Source organism: Enterobacter sp. 61D5 (assembly GCF_034107965.1).
Taxonomy (GTDB): domain Bacteria; phylum Pseudomonadota; class Gammaproteobacteria; order Enterobacterales; family Enterobacteriaceae; genus Enterobacter; species Enterobacter cloacae_M.
Genome location: NZ_JAWNFK010000003.1, coordinates 45,935 through 66,333 on the forward strand (window position 1 = coordinate 45,935; position 20,399 = coordinate 66,333).

The 20,399-nt window shown below is 56.5% G+C and carries 19 protein-coding genes; 9 read left to right on the top strand and 10 right to left on the bottom strand.

Features of this window, described 5'->3' with window-relative positions; translation table 11 throughout:
• The first annotated feature begins 119 nt into the window (after nt 1-119).
• The 6 genes from UTM25_RS01810 to ghrB all read left to right on the top strand — a co-directional run bounded on the left by UTM25_RS01810 (nt 120) and on the right by ghrB (nt 6,173).
• Nucleotides 120-782 carry an OmpA family lipoprotein gene (locus tag UTM25_RS01810; protein ID WP_109845848.1) on the top strand — a complete coding sequence of 221 codons (663 nt, stop codon included), beginning with the start codon at nt 120-122 and terminating at the stop codon, nt 780-782.
• A gap of 180 nt (nt 783-962) precedes the next feature.
• The gene (locus UTM25_RS01815) at nt 963-1,979 is read left to right on the top strand and encodes a LacI family DNA-binding transcriptional regulator (protein ID WP_194401703.1); all 1,017 of its coding nucleotides are present in this window, start codon (nt 963-965) and stop codon (nt 1,977-1,979) included.
• Between the two features lie 103 nt (nt 1,980-2,082).
• Nucleotides 2,083-2,832 carry a sugar phosphate isomerase/epimerase family protein gene (locus tag UTM25_RS01820; protein WP_194401702.1) on the top strand — a complete coding sequence of 250 codons (750 nt, stop codon included), beginning with the start codon at nt 2,083-2,085 and terminating at the stop codon, nt 2,830-2,832.
• A gap of 3 nt (nt 2,833-2,835) precedes the next feature.
• Entirely contained in the window at nt 2,836-3,774 is a 939-nt protein-coding gene (locus UTM25_RS01825) for a sugar kinase (protein WP_194401701.1), read from the top strand.
• A 117-nt stretch (nt 3,775-3,891) separates the two neighbouring features.
• Nucleotides 3,892-5,172, top strand: a complete 1,281-nt coding sequence (locus UTM25_RS01830; RefSeq protein ID WP_023309951.1) for an MFS transporter — start codon at nt 3,892-3,894, stop codon at nt 5,170-5,172.
• Between the two features lie 26 nt (nt 5,173-5,198).
• Nucleotides 5,199-6,173 carry a glyoxylate/hydroxypyruvate reductase GhrB gene (ghrB, locus tag UTM25_RS01835; RefSeq protein WP_194401700.1) on the top strand — a complete coding sequence of 325 codons (975 nt, stop codon included), beginning with the start codon at nt 5,199-5,201 and terminating at the stop codon, nt 6,171-6,173.
• Between the two features lie 58 nt (nt 6,174-6,231).
• On the opposite strand, the gene cspA is transcribed toward ghrB, so the two are convergent.
• Complete coding sequence (gene cspA, locus UTM25_RS01840) at nt 6,232-6,444, bottom strand: RNA chaperone/antiterminator CspA (protein ID WP_003860775.1); 213 nt, start codon at nt 6,442-6,444, stop codon at nt 6,232-6,234.
• A 248-nt stretch (nt 6,445-6,692) separates the two neighbouring features.
• Nucleotides 6,693-7,403 carry a DUF3053 domain-containing protein gene (locus UTM25_RS01845; protein WP_023309949.1) on the bottom strand — a complete coding sequence of 237 codons (711 nt, stop codon included), beginning with the start codon at nt 7,401-7,403 and terminating at the stop codon, nt 6,693-6,695.
• A 331-nt stretch (nt 7,404-7,734) separates the two neighbouring features.
• Here UTM25_RS01845 and UTM25_RS01850 point away from each other — a divergent pair, with 331 nt between their 5' ends.
• A complete protein-coding gene (locus UTM25_RS01850) occupies nt 7,735-8,022 on the top strand; it encodes an HTH-type transcriptional regulator (RefSeq protein ID WP_194401699.1) in 288 nt (95 codons plus the stop codon).
• A 39-nt stretch (nt 8,023-8,061) separates the two neighbouring features.
• On the opposite strand, the gene UTM25_RS01855 is transcribed toward UTM25_RS01850, so the two are convergent.
• The 4 genes from UTM25_RS01855 to UTM25_RS01870 all read right to left on the bottom strand — a co-directional run bounded on the left by UTM25_RS01855 (nt 8,062) and on the right by UTM25_RS01870 (nt 13,392).
• Nucleotides 8,062-9,681 (bottom strand): ABC-F family ATP-binding cassette domain-containing protein, encoded by a 1,620-nt coding sequence (locus UTM25_RS01855; protein ID WP_194401698.1) that lies wholly within the window; start codon nt 9,679-9,681, stop codon nt 8,062-8,064.
• Between the two features lie 254 nt (nt 9,682-9,935).
• Nucleotides 9,936-12,005, bottom strand: a complete 2,070-nt coding sequence (gene glyS / locus UTM25_RS01860; RefSeq protein ID WP_194401697.1) for a glycine--tRNA ligase subunit beta — start codon at nt 12,003-12,005, stop codon at nt 9,936-9,938.
• A gap of 9 nt (nt 12,006-12,014) precedes the next feature.
• Nucleotides 12,015-12,926: a glycine--tRNA ligase subunit alpha gene (gene glyQ / locus UTM25_RS01865; RefSeq protein ID WP_003860141.1), complete on the bottom strand. Its 912-nt coding sequence runs from the start codon at nt 12,924-12,926 to the stop codon at nt 12,015-12,017.
• A 160-nt stretch (nt 12,927-13,086) separates the two neighbouring features.
• Entirely contained in the window at nt 13,087-13,392 is a 306-nt protein-coding gene (locus UTM25_RS01870; RefSeq protein WP_029740978.1) for a YsaB family lipoprotein, read from the bottom strand.
• 183 nt (nt 13,393-13,575) lie between these two features.
• On the opposite strand from UTM25_RS01870, the gene UTM25_RS01875 reads away from it, so the two are divergent.
• Nucleotides 13,576-14,571, top strand: coding sequence for an acyltransferase (locus tag UTM25_RS01875; protein WP_194401696.1), 996 nt, complete (start codon nt 13,576-13,578; stop codon nt 14,569-14,571).
• Here the strand turns inward: UTM25_RS01875 and UTM25_RS01880 are convergent.
• The 4 genes from UTM25_RS01880 to xylA all read right to left on the bottom strand — a co-directional run bounded on the left by UTM25_RS01880 (nt 14,564) and on the right by xylA (nt 18,976).
• Complete coding sequence (locus UTM25_RS01880; RefSeq protein WP_320714203.1) at nt 14,564-15,484, bottom strand: GlxA family transcriptional regulator; 921 nt, start codon at nt 15,482-15,484, stop codon at nt 14,564-14,566. The genes UTM25_RS01875 and UTM25_RS01880 overlap by 8 nt on opposite strands.
• Nucleotides 15,484-16,023, bottom strand: coding sequence for an isochorismatase family protein (locus tag UTM25_RS01885; protein WP_023309941.1), 540 nt, complete (start codon nt 16,021-16,023; stop codon nt 15,484-15,486). The genes UTM25_RS01880 and UTM25_RS01885 overlap by 1 nt, the downstream gene beginning before the upstream one ends.
• A gap of 103 nt (nt 16,024-16,126) precedes the next feature.
• Entirely contained in the window at nt 16,127-17,581 is a 1,455-nt protein-coding gene (gene xylB, locus UTM25_RS01890; protein WP_194401694.1) for a xylulokinase, read from the bottom strand.
• A 72-nt stretch (nt 17,582-17,653) separates the two neighbouring features.
• Nucleotides 17,654-18,976: a xylose isomerase gene (gene xylA / locus UTM25_RS01895; protein WP_087823749.1), complete on the bottom strand. Its 1,323-nt coding sequence runs from the start codon at nt 18,974-18,976 to the stop codon at nt 17,654-17,656.
• Nucleotides 18,977-19,347: 371 nt separating this feature from the next.
• Here xylA and xylF point away from each other — a divergent pair, with 371 nt between their 5' ends.
• On the top strand, nt 19,348-20,340 hold the full coding sequence (xylF, locus tag UTM25_RS01900; protein WP_032650791.1) for a D-xylose ABC transporter substrate-binding protein: 993 nt from the start codon (nt 19,348-19,350) through the stop codon (nt 20,338-20,340).
• The last annotated feature ends 59 nt before the right edge of the window (nt 20,341-20,399 follow it).

The window sequence follows — 20,399 nt, forward strand, 5'->3', positions numbered from 1 at the left end:
GGCAGTTTATGGTTTGTCACAAATTTCAGAGTTATACCCGGAATTTTCTCCGTATCTGGACGTCATAATCAACTGCCACGCTCGCCGTGGCAAAGAATAAAAAGGATTAAGGAAAGAAGATGAAAAAACGCGTACTCGTTATTGCCGCTCTGGTGAGCGGTGCACTGGCTGTTTCTGGCTGCACAACCAACCCTTACACCGGTGAGCGTGAAGCGGGTAAATCCGGCATTGGCGCGGGTATCGGCTCGCTGGTCGGCGCAGGCGTTGGGGCGCTCTCCTCCTCCAAGAAAGACCGCGGTAAAGGCGCGCTGATTGGCGCAGCGGCGGGCGCGGCACTGGGTGGCGGCGTTGGCTATTACATGGACGTGCAGGAAGCGAAGCTGCGCGACAAAATGAAGGGAACCGGCGTGAGCGTGACGCGCAGCGGCGATAACATCATCCTGAATATGCCGAACAACGTGACCTTCGACAGCAGCAGCGCGACGCTGAAACCAGCGGGCGCAAACACCCTGACCGGCGTGGCGATGGTGCTGAAAGAGTACAATAAAACCGCCGTTAACGTGATGGGCTATACCGACAGTACCGGCAGCCAGGATCTGAACATGCGTCTGTCTCAGCAGCGCGCCGATTCCGTGGCCAGCTCGCTGATTACCCAGGGCGTTGAAGCCAACCGTATCCGCACCAGCGGCATGGGCCCTGCCAACCCTATCGCCAGCAACAGCACGGCGGAAGGCAAAGCGCAGAACCGCCGCGTTGAGATTACGTTAAGCCCAATTCAGTAGGTAAAAGCAAAACGGCAACGCTCGTTGCCGTTTTTAGTGGTTGCACCCTCTCCCGTGGGAGAGGGTTGGGGTGAGGGCACCAGACCGCACCCTCCGGTAAGCGCAGCGCCACCGGGCAAATTACTTGATTCGTCTGATTTTCCCGCTAAGGTATTCTCACTAAATTCAGGGAAATCAGCGATGAGCAAACCAGCCCGGGCCACCATCAGCGACGTGGCGAAAGCCGCCAAAACCGGTAAAACCAGCATTTCGCGCTACCTTAACGGCGAGAAACACCTGCTGTCCGACGCATTGCTGGCGCGTATTGAACAGGCCATTGCCGATCTCGACTACCGTCCCAGCCTCATGGCGCGCGGGCTCAAACGCGGCCGCACCCGCCTTATCGGGCTTATCATCGCCGATATCACCAACCCCTATTCCGTTAACGTGCTCAGCGGTATTGAAGCCGCCTGTCGCGAGAAGGGGTTCACGCCGCTGGTCTGTAATACCAACAACGAAGTCGACCAGGAGCTGCATTACCTCGATCTGCTGCGCAGCTATCAGGTCGAAGGGATTGTGGTTAACGCGGTGGGCATGCGGGAAGAGGGTTTAAATCGCCTGCAGCAATCCTCCCTGCCCATGGTCCTCATCGACCGTAAAATCCCGGAATTTGCCTGCGATGTGGTCGGGCTGGATAACACCCAGGCCGCCACTACCGCCACCGAACATCTGATCGAACAGGGCTTCGAGGCCATTCTGTTTCTGAGTGAACCGTTAGGGATGGTCAATACCCGTCGCGAGCGCCTGGGCGCATTTCGCGCCACGCTGGAGCGATATCCCGGCGTGATCGCCGAAAATGCCGAAACGCCGCTTCACGAAGCCGACCAGCTCGATAACACCCTGCGCCAGTTCCACACGCGCCATCGCGGGATGCGCAAAGCCGTTATCTCCGCAAACGGGGCGCTGACGCTTCAGGTCGCCCGCTCGCTCAAGCGCATTGGCCTGCACTGGGGCAGCGATATCGGTCTGCTGGGGTTTGATGAACTGGAGTGGGCGGAGCTGGCGGGCGTCGGCATTACTACCCTCAAACAACCCACCTGGCAGATTGGCTATGCGGCTGTTGAACAAGTAGTTCGTCGCATTGAAGGCACCAGCGATGCCGTTCGCGAGCAGGTCTTCTCCGGCGAGCTGATCGTTCGCGGCTCCACGGCGCGTTAATTTTCCCTTGTGATACCGATCATAAATTCGACATCCTGACCTTTTCTTTGGAACCGGTTCCATCTAGCGTAATAGTATTGATATGTTGCGATGGAGTCCGAAGATGGGCAGGAAAATTATGGTGGTCACCGCCGCGTACGGTGCGGAACAGGTGCGACAGGCAGGCGGTCAGCGGGCGATGCTTCCCGTTATTGCAGGCGCAGGGGCAGACGGCGTGGAGATCCGCCGGGAACTGTTCAGCAGCGAAGAGCTGCTGGCGCTGCCTGCGCTGGGAGAATCTATTGAGCTGCTCGGCCTGCTGGCGTGCTACTCCGCCCCCGCCGCCCTGTTTATGCCCGACGGCACCCTCAACCCGGATCTGACCCGCTATCTTTCTGAGGCCAGCACCCTGAACGCCCTGTGGCTGAAGGTTTCCCTGGGCCATTTCCGCGACGCCCAGCCTCTCGACGCCCTGCGTACCCTGCTGAACGCAAGCGGCATGGCGCTGGTCGTGGAGAACGATCAGACCGACTGCGGACAGCTCGCGCCGATGCAGCGCTTCCAGACCGCCTGTCGGGAAATGGCCTTACCCGTCACGCTGACCTTCGATATGGGCAACTGGCTGTGGGTTGGCGATTCGCCTGAAGAGGCCGCGCGTCATCTGGCCCCTGCGGTGAGCTATATCCACGTGAAAGCCGCCGTGCCGCACAAAGATAACTTCCGCGCCGTGGCGCCGGACCACGCCGATGCGCGCTGGCTGGATCTGCTCGGCCAGCTGCCTGCCGATGCCCCGTGCGGTATCGAGTTCCCGTTGGAAGGAACGGATTTAACCGCCGTTACCCGCCATTACGTCAACCTGCTGCGCGAGGAGTAAACCATGCACAAGACGCTGGATGTCATCACGATTGGCGAAGCCATGGCGATGTTTGTTGCCACTGAAACGGGCGAACTGAGCGCGGTGGAGCACTTTATCAAACGCGTGGCGGGCGCAGAGCTGAACGTCGCAACCGGCCTGGCGCGTCTCGGCCTTAACGTCGGCTGGGTCAGCCGCGTGGGGGACGACAGCTTTGGCCATTTCGTTCTCTACTCGCTGAAAAAAGAGGGAATTGATGCCGCAGGCGTCACCCTCGATGGACGCTTCCCTACCGGCTTTCAGCTTAAATCTAAGGTCGAAAATGGAACCGATCCCATCGTGGAATATTTCCGTAAGGGATCGGCCGCAAGCCACCTCTCAGTGGCAGATTACCACGCCGACTATTTCGCCTCCGCGCGCCATCTGCACCTGAGCGGCGTGGCGGCAGCGCTGTCCGCCAGCTCGTATGAGCTGCTGGATCACGCGGCAGCCACTCTGAAAACCCAGGGAAAAACGATCTCTTTCGATCCGAACCTGCGCCCGGTGCTGTGGAAAAGCGAAGCGGAAATGGTCGAGAAGCTCAACCGCCTGGCGTTCAGAGCGGACTGGGTTCTGCCGGGCCTGAAAGAAGGGATGATCCTGACGGGTGAAAATACGCCGGAAGGCATTGCCGATTTCTACCTGAATAAAGGGGTAAAAGCGGTGGTGCTGAAGACCGGCGCCGATGGCGCATGGTTTAAGACGGCCGACGGCCAACAGGGCGCGGTCGCGGCGGTGAAGGTTGAGAACGTTGTCGACACCGTCGGCGCGGGCGACGGTTTTGCCGTGGGCGTGATTAGCGCCCTGCTGGAAGGCAAAACGCTGCCGCAGGCCGTGGCGCGGGGCAACAAGATTGGCTCGCTGGCCATTCAGGTGCAGGGCGACAGCGAAGGATTACCCACTCGAGCAGAGCTCGGCGTTTAACTTCCCTCTCCCCGTGGGAGAGGGCCAGGGTGAGGGCAGCAAGCCGCACCAAATAATTAAGCCACCGTGTACCCTACAGACAACGGCGGTAACAACCTCAACAACAGAGGCAAGCCTATGAACAGTTCGACCAATGCAGTAAAACGCTGGTGGTACATCATGCCTATCGTGTTTATCACGTACAGCCTGGCGTACCTTGACCGTGCCAACTTCAGCTTCGCGTCCGCGGCGGGGATCACAGAGGACCTAGGTATCACCAAAGGTATCTCCTCCCTCCTGGGTGCCCTTTTCTTCCTGGGCTACTTCTTCTTCCAGATCCCCGGCGCGATTTATGCGGAACGCCGCAGCGTGCGTAAGCTGATCTTCGTCTGTCTGATCCTGTGGGGCGCCTGCGCGTCACTGACCGGCGTGGTAAACAATATTCCTGCCCTGGCCGCCATTCGCTTTATCCTAGGCGTCGTTGAGGCGGCGGTCATGCCGGCAATGCTGATCTACATCAGCAACTGGTTTACCAAATCTGAACGCTCGCGCGCGAATACCTTCCTGATCCTCGGTAACCCGGTCACGGTACTGTGGATGTCGGTGGTGTCTGGCTACCTGATCCAGTCCTTCGGCTGGCGCGAAATGTTTATCATCGAAGGGGTCCCGGCAGTGATCTGGGCATTCTGCTGGTGGGTGCTGGTGAAGGATAAACCTGCCCAGGCGAAATGGCTTTCCGAAGACGAAAAAGCGGCGCTGCAGGCGCAGCTGGATAAAGAACAGCAAGGTCTGAAGGCGGTACGCAACTACGGTGAAGCCTTCCGCTCGCGCAACGTGATCCTGCTCTGCGCGCAGTACTTTACCTGGAGCATTGGCGTGTACGGTTTTGTGCTGTGGCTGCCGTCGATTATCCGCAGCGGCGGCGAAAACCTCGGCATGGTAGAAGTGGGCTGGCTCTCTTCCGTACCGTATCTGGCCGCGACCATCGCCATGATCGTCGTCTCCTGGGCATCGGACAAGCTGCAGAACCGAAAATTGTTTGTCTGGCCGCTGCTGCTGATCGCTGCTTTTGCCTTTATCGGCTCGTGGGCCGTGGGTGCAAATCACTTCTGGGCCTCTTATACCCTGCTGGTGGTCGCCGGTGCCGCCATGTATGCCCCGTATGGTCCATTCTTTGCCATCATCCCGGAAATGCTGCCGCGTAACGTCGCGGGGGGCGCGATGGCACTGATTAACAGTATGGGTGCGCTGGGGTCGTTCTGCGGTTCCTGGTTCGTCGGCTACCTGAACGGTGCCACCGGCAGCCCGTCCGCATCGTACATCTTTATGGGGGTGGCGCTTTTCGCCTCCGTGTGGCTTACTCTGATTGTTAAGCCTGCTAATAATCAACAACACCCTGTCGGCGCACGCCACGCCTGAATCCTTAAAAATCAACGGAGATTAGCATGAAGCCGTCCGTCATTTTGTACAAAGCACTGCCGGAAGATCTGCAGAAACGCCTTGAAGAACACTTCACCGTCACGCAGGTGAAGAACCTGAGCCCGGAAACCGTGGCGCAGCACGCCGAAGCGTTCGCCAGCGCCGAAGGCCTGCTGGGTTCAAGCGAGAAAGTGGATGTCGCCCTGCTGGAGAAAATGCCGAAGCTTCGTGCTACCTCTACCGTTTCCGTGGGTTACGACAATTTCGATGTGGATGCCCTTAACGCCCGCAAGATCCTGCTGATGCATACGCCACATGCCCTGACGGAAACCGTGGCCGATACGCTGATGGCGCTGGTACTCACCACGGCACGTCGCGTGGTGGAAGTAGCCGAGCGCGTTAAAGCGGGCGAATGGACAAAAAGCATTGGACCGGACTGGTTCGGCGTGGACGTTAACGGCAAAACGCTGGGCATTGTTGGCATGGGGCGTATCGGGCTGGCACTGGCGCAGCGCGCGCATTTTGGTTTTAACATGCCGATTCTGTATAACGCGCGTCGCCATCACAGTGAAGCCGATGAACGCTTCAACGCCCGCTACTGCGAGCTGGATACCCTTCTGGAGGAAGCCGACTTTGTTTGTCTGGTTCTGCCGCTGACGGACGAAACGCGTCATCTGATTGGCAAATCCGCATTTGAAAAAATGAAGAAATCCGCCATTTTCATCAACGCGGGTCGCGGCCCGGTGGTGGATGAGAAGGCGCTGATTGAAGCCCTGCAGAACGGCGAGATCCATGCCGCAGGTCTGGACGTGTTTGAACAGGAGCCGCTGCCGGTTGATTCCCCGCTGCTGACAATGCCAAACGTCGTTGCCCTGCCCCACATCGGCTCAGCTACCCATGAGACGCGCTACAGCATGGCGGCCACTGCGGTCGATAACCTTATCGCCGCCCTAAGCGGAAAGGTGGAGATAAACTGCGTGAACCCGCAGGTGCAACGATAGAAACGAAAAAACCCGCCAGAAGGCGGGTTTTTGAATTTTGTGCTACTGGGTTGGAAGCTTACAGGCTTACAACGTTACCAGCTGCTGGGCCTTTAGCGCCGCTTTCGATGGTGAAGGAAACTTTCTGACCTTCGTCCAGAGATTTGTAGCCATCGTTCTGGATAGCAGAGAAGTGTACGAACACGTCTTTAGAGCCATCGTCAGGAGTGATGAAGCCGAAACCTTTATCAGCGTTGAACCATTTTACCAGACCAGTCATTTTAGCAGACATAGAAATTACCTTATTAACAAATATATTGAGCCTTCCGGCTTGATGGATTGCGTTACAGATTTTTAAGCGATGAAGGAAGGGTCACAACGAAGGGTATCTATGGATAACAATCTGGACTGCTTTACTAAACTGCTTTAGGTCTGTGTAACAAACCGACGGGGATAGTTATACCGATGTGGTAGAAGAATGACAAGTGTTATTTTCCATAAGCATAAAAAAAACCCCGCCGGGAGCGGGGTTTTTTCGGTTTATTCTGTGGCCGTGACGGCGGCACTCCAGGCCTGGCTAAAGGCCTGATGCTGGGAGGCCAGCGGCCCAATCAGCGTATTGTACTGGCTTGCCTGCTGCGAGGTCGGGAACTGAATGCCGTTGGCAACGAAGCTCACCTGAGTATCCTGCTGGGCAATAAAGTCGCCCACCTGAACCAGCTGCTGCGTGAAGATTTGCGCGGCCGGAATCAGCGGTTGCAGCGCTTCAGACGGTTTCGTCACCACTTTCTCATACACTTTGTCGAAGACAGGTTTGAGATCGTCACCCTGCTTCAGCGCAGAACGTGACGCGTCAGCCTGCATTTTCGCATTCTGCAACTGCTGGCTCAGCACGCCAAGCGCACCGTTGGACTGGCGAAGCGGTTCGCGCTGCGTCATATAATCCTGCGGAACGCGAATGGCGTTCACGCTATCCACTACCGGGCGGATACCGGAATCCATCGCCTGGCTCACCTGCTGAGAATAACCATAAAGAATGGCGTAATCGGACACGAAGGGGCCAAACTGTTTTTTCTGATCCGCAGTCAGCGTCGGCAACCGTTCGCCGCTGCGCATCACTGTATTCTGCAGAAAATCGATAAACGCTTTGCGCTGATCGCCTTCTTTATCAAAACACCCACTCAGGCTAACAACCATCAACAACGCCGCAATAGGCGCAAACCAGCGAGAGCAGGACTTTCCTGTCGCCATTTTATTACTCCTTTCACCCAAAAAAGCGCACACCGGCACACGCGTGCCCGACGCTGACAAGGATAGTCCAGGTCAGCCTTGCAAGATACTCTTTTCATGCAAAACGGCTATTGCCGTTTTATTTCTTACCATTTACAAAAAAATACCTGACGAAGCCGACATATGACTAATCAGGTAATTAGCATAACTATCCATATTGCTGAATCGGGTAAAGCGATCGTTACCGCACGATTAATCACATCCGTGACGATCCTGGGTTGGTATTAGGGACTATTCTTAACTGGCTCTCTGATGTTCTTGATCACGATGTGAGATTTAAGAGGAGTCCTCAATGGAATATAAAGATCCTGAGTTTGAACTGCTGAGCAGTCTGGAACAGATCATTTTTAAAGACGTACCGCAGGCGATTACCCTGCAACAAAAAACCAATCCCTTTACAGAATATGAGCAATTGCGCAAAGGGACAGGACTGAAAACTGAAGAATTCGCCAGAGCGATGGGTGTTAGCGTGGCTATGGTGCAGGAGTGGGAGTCAAAACGTGAGAAACCCACCCCAACCGAGTTAAGGCTGATGCGCCTGATTCAGGCCAACCCTGCACTCAGCAAACAGATAGCGTAGTAACGTTTGAATGCCCCCGCCTCTGCGGGGGCTTGTGCTTTAAAGGCTCTCGCAACGCCAGCCCGCCTCTTCCCATACCCATTCATGCGTTAACGTTAAGCCTCTTAAAAAAGCCTCATCGTGTGATACCACCAGCAGAGCTCCAGGGAAACCGGCCAACGCCGCTTCAATGGCCTGGATCGAGGCCAAATCCAGATGGTTGGTCGGTTCATCCAGCAGCAGAAGCTGCGTGGCCTCCGCGCGCCACAGTACGCAGGCCAGGGCGGCCTTAAGACGCTCGCCGCCGCTAAGCTCCGCAAGCGGGAGCGTCACTTTGTCGGCACCCAGTTGAAGCTGTGCCAGACGGGTTCGCAATACCCCCTCTTCCAGAGGCGTATTACTCAGGTTGAGATGCGTCATGACTGACTGCGAAAGATCGAGCCGGGAGAGATGCTGGTCGAGATAAGCACAGCTGACGGAAACCTTACAGGTACCCGAACGAGGAGCAATCTCGCCGAGGAGGGTTTTTAACAGTGTCGATTTGCCGCAGCCGTTCGGTCCCTTTAACGCCACGCGCATCGGTCCGTCCATTCGCAAGTTGAGCGGAGGAACAGGCACATGCGGCAGCAACAGATCCTTCAGCACCAGCACCTGCTTCCCCTCCGGGATCTGACTCCCCGGCAGGGTGAACATTACCGGGTTATCTTCCTCAGCGCGTTCACGCGCCTTATTTACCGCGGCGTTCAGGGCTTCATTTTGCTCGCTGTGCTGTTTTTTCCAGGAGCCGATCCGCTCCTTTGCCGCGCCTTTATATTTGACCCGCTCGAACGACGCGATATTCAGGGTATCGACGGTGCGCAATGTCTTTGCCGAACGCCGCTGGCTATCGTCATGCTCTTTTTGCATGCGTACCCGGGTGCGTTTGCGCTCGGTTGCCGCATGTTCCAGCGCCGCGCGGGCCGCCTGCTGTTCGGTATCGCGCTGGGTTTGATAATCCGCATAATTCCCGCCGTAGCTGCGCAGACCCGAGGCGCTCAGCTCAAGGATACGCGGCACCTGCTCCAGAAGTTCGCGGTCATGGGAGGCTACCAGCACGCCGCCCTGAAAACGGTGGAGCTGGTCGTAGAACCATGCCCGGCCCTGTCGGTCCAGATGGTTAGTGGGCTCGTCAAGCAGCATGAAATCCGCCTCAGCCGTAAACGCCCCGCACAGCAGGGCGCGAATGCGCTCGCCGCCGCTGAGTTCGCCGGCGGGTTTATCCGGATCAAACGGTGGGAGCTGCGCATTGATAAACGCCTCGCTCAGGCGCTCGGCAACATCCCAGTGGCCGTCAAGCAGCTCCAGATCGTCAGGCTGGTAATCGCCGCTGTCGATGCGCTTACGCGCCGCAAAAATAGCGTCATACCCGAGCAGTTCAGCAAGCGTCGTCTGCGGCGAAATGACGTGCTGTTGCGCCACCCAGGCATGCGAGCCAAAGCGTTCAATATGACCGGAAGCCGGTTCGTCCAGCCCCGCCAGCAGACGCAGCAGACGCGTTTTCCCGCTGCCGTTGCGGCCAACCAGCGCGCACAGGGAGGGTTCCAGCGTGAGATTCAGCGGACCAAAAAGGGTATCGCCCGTCGGAAACTGGCAGGTGACCTGATGCAAAATAAAAGAAGGGGACTGCGCAAAATGAGCCATAAGCACTCCTGAATGAAATCAAAACATCCCCTGCCGACGCGGTGGCGTTTAGCAAGGATCGAAATTCATCAGTCGTGTTTGTTCATTTTTGGGGGGCGCTCCAGCGCGAGAAAGTTAACGCGTTAAGGATAGCGGTAATGCGTTGAAGGTTTCAAGGTTAAATTTTGGGCGAAACGGTATAAAAAAACCCGCCGAAGCGGGTTTTTCTCACCTGTAGGCCCGTGCAAGCGAAGCGCCGCCGGGCAGCGGGCACATTACTGCAGCAGCGAAATATCCGCCACGCGCAGGAACAGCTCGCGCAGTTTCTCGAGCATAGAGAGACGGTTAATACGCAGTTCTTTATCTTCTACGTTTACCATCACTTTCTCGAAGAAGGCGTCGATCACGTCACGCAGCTCGGCCAGCTCCACCAGCGCTTCCTGGTAGCGACCTTCCGCGAAGTACGGCTCGAGCTTGTCGCGCAGCACCACAACCTGCATAGCCAGAGCGATCTCTTCCGGCTCTTTCAGGGTTGCGGCGTTCACGCGCTCGTTCAGCGTCTCGTCGGATTTCGCCAGAATGTTGGATACACGCTTGTTGGCCGCGGCCAGGGCAGATGCCGCTTCCAGCGTACGGAAGTGGGAAACCGCCTTCATACGCGCATCGAAATCAGCCGGACGGGTCGGACGACGCGCCAGCACCGCCTGAATGGTGTCAACGGTGTAACCTTCGTCCTGATACCACGCGCGGAAACGACCCAGCATAAAGTCGATCACATCATCCACAACGTTCGCGTTGGTCAGCTTGTCGCCGTACAGACGCACCGCTTCTTCGGTAAGGGTCTGCAGATCGAGGTTCAGGTTCTTCTCAACGATGATACGCAGCACGCCCAGTGCAGCACGACGCAGCGCAAACGGGTCTTTATCGCCTTTCGGATGCTGGCCGATACCGAAGATACCCGCCAGGGTGTCCATCTTATCGGCAATTGCAACGGCACATGCAACCGGGTTGGACGGCAGATCGTCACCCGCAAAGCGCGGCTGATACTGCTCGTTCAGGGCAACGGCTACGTCTTCCGCTTCGCCATCGTGACGCGCGTAGTGCATGCCCATCACGCCCTGGGTGTCGGTAAATTCGAACACCATGTTGGTCATCAGGTCGCACTTGGACAGCAGGCCTGCACGCGTCGCGTGGTTGACGTCCGCACCGATTTCACGGGCAATCCAGCCGGACAGCTCCGCAATACGGTCGGTCTTGTCGCGCAGCGTACCCAGCTGCTGCTGGAACAGCACGGTCTGCAGGCGCGGCAGGTTATCTTCCAGACGCTTTTTACGGTCGGTGTTGAAGAAGAACTCTGCATCCGCCAGACGCGGACGAACGACTTTCTCGTTACCGGAGATAATCTGGATCGGATCTTTCGATTCGATGTTTGCCACGAAGATGAAGTTTGGCAGCAGCTTGCCGTCGTTGGCATAAACCGGGAAGTACTTCTGGTCACCCTTCATGGTGTACACCAGCGCTTCAGCCGGAACGGCCAGGAATTTCTCTTCGAACTTCGCGGTCAGCACAACCGGCCATTCAACCAGAGAGGTGACTTCTTCCAGCAGGCTTTCGCTCAGGTCGGCGTTACCGCCAATCTGGCGCGCCGCTTCTTCAGCGTCCGCTTTGATTTTTGCTTTACGCTGTTCGTAGTCGGCAATGACCTTACCGCGCTCCAGCAGGATCTGCGGATACTGGTCGGCATTGTCGATGGTGAACTCTGGCTCGCCCATAAAGCGGTGGCCGCGGATCACGCGATCGGACGCCACGCCCAGAATGGTCGCCGGGATAACGGTATCGCCCAGCAGCAGGGTCACGGTGTGAACCGGACGCACGAAGTGCACGTCGGACGCGCCCCAGCGCATCAGCTTAGGAATCGGCAGCTTCGCCAGAGACGTGGCAATCATGTCCGGCAGCAGCGCTTCCGCGCTTTCGCCTTTCACGTGCGCACGGTACAGCAGCCATTCGCCTTTATCCGTGGTCAGACGCTCGGCCTGATCAACGGTGATGCCGCAGCCGCGCGCCCAGCCTTCAGCCGCTTTGCTCGGCTTGCCTTCCGCGTCAAACGCCTGGGCAATCGCCGGGCCACGTTTTTCAACTTCGCGATCCGGCTGAGACGCCGCCAGATTTGCCACTTTCAGCGCCAGACGGCGAGGTGCGGCAAACCACTCAATTTTACCGTGTGCCAGGCCAGCGTTATCCAGCTCGGCGGTCACGTTCGCAGCGAAAGATTCAGCCAGGCTGCGCAGGGCTTTTGGTGGCAGCTCTTCGGTGCCGATTTCCACCAGGAAAGTTTTCTCAGACATGGCCGCCTCTTATTTGTTTCGGTTGCACATCGGGAAGCCAAGGGCTTCACGGGACGCGTAGTAAGCTTCTGCAACGGCTTTGGTCAGGGTACGAATACGTAGAATGTAGCGCTGACGTTCAGTTACGGAGATGGCTTTGCGGGCGTCCAGCAGGTTGAAGCTGTGGGCGGCCTTCAGAATACGCTCGTAGGCAGGCAGAGGCAGCGGAGTCTCCAGCGCCAGCAGCTGCTGCGCTTCTTTCTCGTACTGCTCGAAGCAGGTGAACAGGAAGTCCACGTCCGCGTATTCGAAGTTATAGGTGGATTGCTCCACTTCGTTCTGATGGAACACGTCGCCGTAGGTGGTTTTACCCAGCGGGCCGTCGCTCCAGACCAGGTCGTAAACGCTGTCTACGCCCTGAATGTACATCGCCAGACGTTCCAGACCGTAGGTGATTTCACCGGTGATTGGCTTACATTCCAGACCACCCACCTGCTGGAAGTAAGTGAACTGGGTCACTTCCATGCCGTTCAGCCACACTTCCCAACCCAGACCCCAGGCACCCAGCGTGGGGTTTTCCCAGTTATCTTCCACGAAACGGATGTCGTGGATGGTTGGATCCATACCCAGCTCTTTCAGCGACCCGAGGTACAGTTCCTGAATGTTGTCGGGTGATGGCTTAATCACCACCTGGAACTGATAGTAATGCTGCAGACGGTTCGGGTTTTCACCGTAACGACCATCGGTCGGACGACGGGAAGGCTGCACATACGCGGTCGCCATTGGCTCTGGCCCCAACGCGCGCAGGCTGGTCATCGGGTGTGAAGTGCCGGCGCCGACTTCCATGTCCAAAGGTTGAACAATGGTACAGCCCTGACGAGCCCAGTAATCCTGTAAGGTCAGGATCAGGCCCTGGAAGGTCTTGGTATCAAACTTTTGCATAGTATTTCGTGCTGGATACGTGTGGTTTTAAATGGAAGGGACCAGTATACCCGCTGGCTGCAAGATATACAGTACGAAACGGGGTTGTTTAGGGAAAATTGGGAAATAAGCCTTCCGGCCAGAACGCTGACGGCGTCTGGCTGCTGATTATGCGAGCAGGCTAGCGCATGGAGAGGTGTAAAAACTGACCGTCCGCATCAAACGAGCAGACAAAGCCCTCTTTGCGCGACGTATGGCCCCGCAGCTCGTAGCTTCCCTGAAAACGCTCAAACCCGGTGACATCAATTTTCTGCACGTCCGAGTTATAGCGGCGAGCGGCCCGATCTTTACAGAGCGCTTCCATATCCAGTGAACGTTCCGGGCTCATTTTACCCTGCTGCGCTTTTTGCACAGGTGCTTCTTGCGGCGCGCTGCATCCCGCCAGTATCACCAGCAGAAAGAGTGACGCCACACGCTTCATCATCATTTTTATTACCGCCCTGGTCAGTGGCTGTTATTTTTAGTATCAAAGCTTTTATAGATTACGGTCCGGCATTCTGCGAATCTCGCGGCCTCCCTACAAGCCTGCTGAATAAAACTCAGAATTTTCCAAGCGAAGACTTTTGGACAATGGCAGTCACACTCAATTTACAGGGAATACGAGGAACTGATGCAGTCAAAAATTAACTGGATTGATAACCTGCGAGGAATAGCGTGTCTGATGGTGGTCATGATCCACACGACGACCTGGTACGTCACGAATGCCCACAGCATCAGCCCCGTTAACTGGGATATCGCCAATATTCTCAACTCTGCGTCACGCGTCAGCGTGCCGCTGTTCTTTATGATTTCCGGCTTTCTCTTTTTTGGCGAGCGTAGCGCGCAGCCGCGGCACTTCATCCGCATCGCGGCCTGTCTGGGGTTCTACAGCGCCGTTGCCCTGCTCTATATCACGCTGTTCACATCCATTAACGCCGGGCTATCGCTGAAATACGTGCTGCAAAAACCGGTGTTCTACCACCTGTGGTTCTTCTTCGCCATTATCGTTATCTATCTGGTCTCCCCGCTCATCCAGGTAAAACACGTCAGCGGGAAAATGCTGCTGGCCCTGATGGTGGTTATCGGTATTGTCGCCAACCCGAATACACTCTCACAGAAAATCGACGGATTTGAGTGGTTGCCGATCAATCTCTATATCAACGGTGATACTTTCTACTACGTGCTCTACGGCATGCTGGGGCGCGCCATCGGGATGATGGACACGCAAAAACGCGGTCTGAACTGGCTCTGCGCGGTGCTGTTTATCGCTGGCGTGGCGGTGATAGCGCGCGGGACGCTGCACGAGCTGCAGTGGCGCGGCAATTTTGCCGATACCTGGTATCTCTATTGCGGGCCGATGGTCTTTATCTGTGCCGTTTCGCTGCTCACGCTCGCCAAAAATACCCTGAACGCGCGCGCCCTGCCCGTGCTGAGTCTTATCTCGCGCCACTCTCTCGGGATTTACGGTTTTCACGCGCTGGTGATCCACGCCCTACGGACGAGGGGCGTTGAGTTAAAAAGCTGGCCGGTGCTGGATATCGTCTGGATTTTTGCCGCCACGCTGGCGATCAGCCTGCTGCTGTCGATGCTGCTGCAAAAAATAGACGTTCGCCGCTTCGTCAGCTAATGCTTCGCTGCCGGGCGCGATGGTACTGCCGCGGGGAGGAAAACCCCGCCGCCAGTGAAGCCTGCTCAACCCCGCGCCCCTGTATCAGCCACTGCTCCGCCACCGCCAGACGCAGCTGTTCCAGATAATCGCGAACGCTAATCCCTAAATGTAACTGGAAAAGCCGGGTGAGATGACGCGGGCTGACGTGCGCCAGTGCGGCAATGTCAGGCAAGCTCCACGCTTTTTGCGGCTCGGCGGTGAGCGCATCCTGCGCCCGATGGATCGCCGGATGAAGATGATTGCGGTAGCGCAGCCACGGGGATAGCTGGGGATCGTCACCGGAACGGCGGAACCAGACCACCATCTCACGCGCCACACTCAGCGCCTTTTCGGGGCCGCACAGGCGGTTAATCATATGCAGCGCCAGATCGATGCCTGACGTGATCCCCGCGCTGGTCCAGATGTTCTCATCCTGCACAAAGATGCGGTTTTCTTTAATCGTCGCCGTGGGGGCAGCGGTGCGTAAACGGCTAATAACGTCATGATGGGTCGTGCACTGCCGGTTGTTCAACAGGCCCGATTTCGCCGCCAGTAAGGCCCCTGAACAGACGCACATCACGGTCATTTCCTGGCGCTGGATCTGCGGCTGCAGGCACATCAGCCAGTGCTGGATCTGCTGCGCCTGTGGCGTTGAGAACTGACTGCGGGAGTCGCTCACACCCGGCAGCACCAGCAGGCTGCCTTCCGGGAGACGCTCCGGCAGCGGCTGAATGCCGCTCATCGTCAGGCCAATCGACGTCGGAACCTCAGATTGCGGGCCAATGTAATGCAAACGAAACGCGTCGCCAGCCAGCACAAAGGTCTCTGCCGGGCCGGTCATGTCTAATGACAGCACCCCGGGCAACATCACGAACCAGACGTCGATGCTCATTACAGGGACTCCAGCGTCTCCGCTACCGTTTTAATCTCGGCAAAACGCCCGGACAGTACCGTCTCGGTACGATGGCGAATTTCCGCTGCGCTAAGGGTTATCCCCTTGTACGTCATGGGAAACGTCAGCGTTGCCTCACTAACAAAGGTCACAGCATAACCCAGATCGGAAGCCACCCGGGCGGTGGTTTCACAGCATTGCTCAGTACGAATTCCGCAGATAATCACACTGTTGATATCACGCTCGCGCAGCCAGCGGTCAAGCCCGGTATCCGTGAAGGCATTATGGACGTGTTTCTGGAAAACCACATCCGGCTGATGACGCAAAAAGGCCATCGGTTTGACATAGCCGCTTTCCAGAGTGAAAGGACCGTCTTCATCCACATGAAAAATATCAACGACCGGAATATTGCGCGCCTGGCAGCCTTCAATCAGCCCCAGCATCGCCTGCTGAAAGGCAGGAATTTCGTCCTCCTGCCAGTAATTGCGGTGATGGAACGACTGCTGAGTATCGATGTTGATTAATGCAATGCGTGACATGATAAATCTCCTCGCCAGTGGGTGTAACACCATACTGGCAAGGAAAGTAAGGCACGCACAGCCCAAAAAAGGACATCCTCGTGCCTCTCCCGGACAAGCGTATTTACGACATCAGGGGCAGCAGCTGCTGGTAGATTTTGCGGAACACTTCGCGCCTTTCCGCGTACCGCGCATGGCGCTCCGCGTCAGGCAAATGCGCCTGTTCAAGCGTAAGCTGCGGCAACAGTTGCGAAAGTGGTTGTTCCGGATGAATGGCTATCTGCGCCAGACGCGCAGCACCGAGCGCGGGCCCGACATCCCCTCCGGTGCGGAAATCCAGCTGCAAGCCGCTGATATCCGACAGCATCTGTCGCCAGTAAGGGCTTCGCGCACCGCCGCCAATCAGGGTGACGCTCGTCGGTTTCAGGCCGCAGTCGTGCACCACGTCCATCCCGTCAGCCAGCGCATAGCCCACGCCTTCCAGAACCGCACGCGCCAGTTCTGCCGGGCCATGTTGATGGGTTAAGCCAAAGAACACCCCTTTCGCTTCCGGGTTGTTGTGCGGCGTACGCTCGCCGGAAAGATACGGTAAAAACCAGACGGTACCCGCAGCGTCATCCGCCTGCTGGGCTGCGGAAATGAGCGCCGGAACGTCGGCCATGCCGGTGAGTTTTGCCGCCCAGTCCAGGCAGGATGCCGCGCTGAGCATCACCGACATCAAATGCCATTTCCCGGGAAGGGCATGACAGAAACTGTGCACAGCGCTTTCAGGATTACTGCGATATCCGTCGCTGACGGCAAAATAGACGCCAGACGTTCCCAGTGATAGCATCGCCTGGCCCGCCTCAACCATCCCTACACCGACAGCGCCCGCCGCGTTATCGCCGCCTCCGGCCACCACCGGTACGGCAGGCATATTCCAGCGCTCAGCAACGGCTGGCAGCAGCGCGCCCGTCACCTCACAGCCTTCGTACAGCGCGGGCATGTGTTCACGGGTCAGATGGCAAGCATCCAGCATTGCCTCGCTCCAGTCGCGCTTCGCCACGTCGAGCCACATGGTGCCCGCGGCATCCGACATGTCGCTGGCGAAATCGCCCGTCATGCGAAAACGCAGATAGTCTTTCGGCAGCAGGACTTTCGCCACCTGACGGAAAATCTCCGGTTCATGGCGCTTCACCCACAGCAATTTGGGCGCAGTAAAGCCGGGCATCATCAGGTTACCGGTAATCTCGCGGGAATTGGGTACGCGTTCCTCAAGAAGCGCACACTCTTCCGCACAGCGGCCATCGTTCCAGAGGATCGCAGGACGCAACACACGATGCTGGCTATCGAGCAGCGTAGCGCCGTGCATTTGTCCGGCAATCCCCAGCGCTTTCACGTCGCGCAGGCTGTGCTGCTCACCTAAGGCTTTGATTGCGCGATCCGTCGCCTGCCACCACTGTTCCGGATCCTGTTCCGACCACAGCGAATGCGGACGTGAAACCTGCAGCGTTTCCGTCTGCGTTGCTAACACGTCGCCCTGCTCGCTCAACAGGATAGCTTTCACACCCGATGTGCCAAGATCGATCCCGATATACATTACGGTGACTCCTTTAACAGAAATGCCCGGTGGCGCTAACGCTTACCGGGCCTACGTGCATCTTCAGCTCAATCACTTATCAAACAGATAGTGGTTTACGAGATTTTCCAGCAGTTCCTGGTGCCCGCTCTGGTGCTGCGGCGCCAGCTGCTGTTGTTCAGCGTACTTCGCAATTTCCGCCAGCGATAACTGACCTTTCAAGATTTGCTGGCCCAGCTCACTGTTCCAGCCGCTGTAACGCTTCGCCACGCGCTTATCCAGTTCGCCGTCTTCAATCATGCGCGCGGCCACTTTCAGCGCCAGCGCCATGGTGTCCATCGCGCCAATGTGGCCGTAGAACAGGTCGTATTTGTCGGTGCTCTGACGACGTACCTTGGCGTCAAAGTTCAGGCCGCCGGTGGTGAAACCGCCCGCTTTGACGATTTCGTACATCACCAGGGCATTCTCTTCCACGCTGTTCGGGAACTGATCGGTGTCCCAGCCCAGCTGTGCATCGCCACGGTTCGCATCGACAGAGCCGAAAATGCCCAGCGCAATGGCAGACGCGATCTCGTGATGGAAAGAGTGGCCCGCTAGCGTGGCGTGGTTGGCTTCAATGTTCACTTTAATCTCTTTTTCCAGACCGAACTGCTTCAGAAAGCCATACACCGTCGCCACGTCGTAGTCATACTGGTGCTTGGTCGGTTCCTGCGGTTTCGGCTCGATCAGCAGCGTGCCGCGGAAGCCGATTTTGTGCTTATGGTCGACAACCATCTGCATAAAGCGGCCAATCTGCTCGCGCTCCTGGCGCAGGTCGGTGTTCAGCAGCGTTTCATAACCTTCACGGCCACCCCACAGGACATAGTTCTCGCCACCCAGCTGATGCGTAGCGTTCATTGCAGTCACCACCTGCGTGGCTGCCCAGCTAAACACTTCCGGATCCGGATTGGTTGCCGCGCCTGCGCCGTAGCGTGGGTTGGTGAAGCAGTTTGCCGTGCCCCAGAGCAGCTTCACGCCGCTTTGCTGCTGTTTCGCCGCCAGTACATCTACCATCTGCGCAAAATTGTTCAGATACTCTTTCAGCGACGCCCCTTCCGGCGACACGTCCACGTCATGGAAGCAGTAGTACGGCACGTTTAGCTTGTGGAAGAACTCAAATGCGACATCGGCTTTGCGCTTTGCCAGCTCAATGGCCTCACCCGGCTGCTGCCACGGGCGGTCAAAGGAACCCACGCCGAACATATCGGCGCCGTTCCAGCAGAAGGTATGCCAGTAACAGGCGGCAAAGCGCAGATGATCTTCCATGCGCTTACCCAGCACCAGCTCATCCGGGTTGTAGTGACGAAATGCTAAAGGATTGGTCGTTTTTGGGCCTTCGTAACGAACACGATCGAGTTGGTCGAAATAAGCTTGCATATTGAGCTCCATAATCAGGGTATGCGGCGAGTCGTTGATACAGGAGTAATAGTGAATAGACATTTTGGGTTGCTCAATTACGTTATTTCACACTGCTATTGAGAGAATGCATAACTGTGCGCTGGCTCGCAAAATAATGCGCAGACAAACTATTTTTCGGCGCGTATTCCAGAATCAAATGTAATTAAGACGTTACGTATTTTAAAATCCGATCGCGGTCATAAATTCAGAAATAAACCAAATATCATAATGAGAAGATAAAAATCTGTAATTGCCAGCCCGCCTTTCCGCGTTAAAAATTTGCTGCGTCTCAGCAGTGAATGTTTCTTTTATCTCAGCAACACATACCCCTACAAAAAGGCCTAATAATTATGAAGATAAAGAACCTGACTCTAACGCTCTGCACTACGCTCCTCCTTGCAAGCTTTGCAGGACATGCCAAAGAGGTCAAAATTGGCATGGCGATTGACGACCTGCGCCTGGAGCGCTGGCAAAAAGATCGCGATATTTTTGTTAAAAAAGCAGAATCCCTCGGTGCCAGCGTGTTTGTTCAGTCGGCTAACGGCAATGAAGAAACACAAATGTCGCAAATCGAGAATATGATCAACCGTGGCGTCGATGTTCTGGTCATTATCCCCTATAACGGCCAGGTATTAAGTAATGTAGTGAAAGAAGCCAAACAGGAAGGCATAAAAGTCCTGGCCTATGACCGCATGATTAATAATGCGGATATTGATTATTATATTTCGTTCGACAATGAAAAAGTCGGGGAATTACAGGCGCAAAGCCTGATCGACAAAGTGCCTCAGGGCAATTATTTCCTGATGGGCGGCTCTCCGGTAGATAACAACGCCAAACTGTTCCGCGAAGGGCAAATGAAAGTCCTTAAGCCGTACATCGATAACGGGAAAATTAAAGTGGTTGGCGATCAGTGGGCCGACGGCTGGCTGCCAGAAAACGCGCTGAAAATTATGGAAAACGCGCTGACAGCCAACAACAACAAAATTGATGCGGTTGTGGCCTCCAACGATGCCACTGCAGGCGGCGCTATCCAGGCCCTGAGCGCACAGGGGCTGGCCGGAAAAGTCGCCATTTCAGGACAGGATGCCGATCTCGCTGGCGTAAAACGCATTATCGCAGGCACCCAAACCATGACGGTCTACAAACCGATTACCCAGTTGGCCAATACGGCGGCGGAAATCGCCGTGGAGCTGGGCAATGGCAAACAACCTAAAGCAGACGCAACGCTGAATAACGGCCTGAAAGACGTTCCGGCTCGCCTGCTCACGCCGATTGAAGTCAATAAAGAGAACATTGACGCCACCGTGGTTAAAGACGGTTTCCACAAGAAGAGCGAACTGTAATCCGGCGCGGCCCCTGCTCTGCGGGGGCGTATCACGTTGTACTGTTCTTCCCTCGGGTT

Coding starts and splice junctions, on each gene's coding strand:
- UTM25_RS01830 (WP_023309951.1), top strand. CDS start 3,892: ATGAACAGTTCGACCAATGCAGTAAAACGCTGGTGGTACATCATGCCT.
- UTM25_RS01850 (WP_194401699.1), top strand. CDS start 7,735: ATGGAATATAAAGATCCTGAGTTTGAACTGCTGAGCAGTCTGGAACAG.
- glyS (WP_194401697.1), bottom strand. CDS start 12,005: ATGTCTGAGAAAACTTTCCTGGTGGAAATCGGCACCGAAGAGCTGCCA.
- cspA (WP_003860775.1), bottom strand. CDS start 6,444: ATGTCTGCTAAAATGACTGGTCTGGTAAAATGGTTCAACGCTGATAAA.
- xylB (WP_194401694.1), bottom strand. CDS start 17,581: ATGTATATCGGGATCGATCTTGGCACATCGGGTGTGAAAGCTATCCTG.
- glyQ (WP_003860141.1), bottom strand. CDS start 12,926: ATGCAAAAGTTTGATACCAAGACCTTCCAGGGCCTGATCCTGACCTTA.
- UTM25_RS01845 (WP_023309949.1), bottom strand. CDS start 7,403: ATGGCGACAGGAAAGTCCTGCTCTCGCTGGTTTGCGCCTATTGCGGCG.
- UTM25_RS01820 (WP_194401702.1), top strand. CDS start 2,083: ATGGGCAGGAAAATTATGGTGGTCACCGCCGCGTACGGTGCGGAACAG.
- ghrB (WP_194401700.1), top strand. CDS start 5,199: ATGAAGCCGTCCGTCATTTTGTACAAAGCACTGCCGGAAGATCTGCAG.
- xylA (WP_087823749.1), bottom strand. CDS start 18,976: ATGCAAGCTTATTTCGACCAACTCGATCGTGTTCGTTACGAAGGCCCA.
- UTM25_RS01815 (WP_194401703.1), top strand. CDS start 963: ATGAGCAAACCAGCCCGGGCCACCATCAGCGACGTGGCGAAAGCCGCC.
- UTM25_RS01870 (WP_029740978.1), bottom strand. CDS start 13,392: ATGATGATGAAGCGTGTGGCGTCACTCTTTCTGCTGGTGATACTGGCG.
- UTM25_RS01875 (WP_194401696.1), top strand. CDS start 13,576: ATGCAGTCAAAAATTAACTGGATTGATAACCTGCGAGGAATAGCGTGT.
- UTM25_RS01855 (WP_194401698.1), bottom strand. CDS start 9,681: ATGGCTCATTTTGCGCAGTCCCCTTCTTTTATTTTGCATCAGGTCACC.
- UTM25_RS01880 (WP_320714203.1), bottom strand. CDS start 15,484: ATGAGCATCGACGTCTGGTTCGTGATGTTGCCCGGGGTGCTGTCATTA.
- UTM25_RS01810 (WP_109845848.1), top strand. CDS start 120: ATGAAAAAACGCGTACTCGTTATTGCCGCTCTGGTGAGCGGTGCACTG.
- UTM25_RS01825 (WP_194401701.1), top strand. CDS start 2,836: ATGCACAAGACGCTGGATGTCATCACGATTGGCGAAGCCATGGCGATG.
- xylF (WP_032650791.1), top strand. CDS start 19,348: ATGAAGATAAAGAACCTGACTCTAACGCTCTGCACTACGCTCCTCCTT.
- UTM25_RS01885 (WP_023309941.1), bottom strand. CDS start 16,023: ATGTCACGCATTGCATTAATCAACATCGATACTCAGCAGTCGTTCCAT.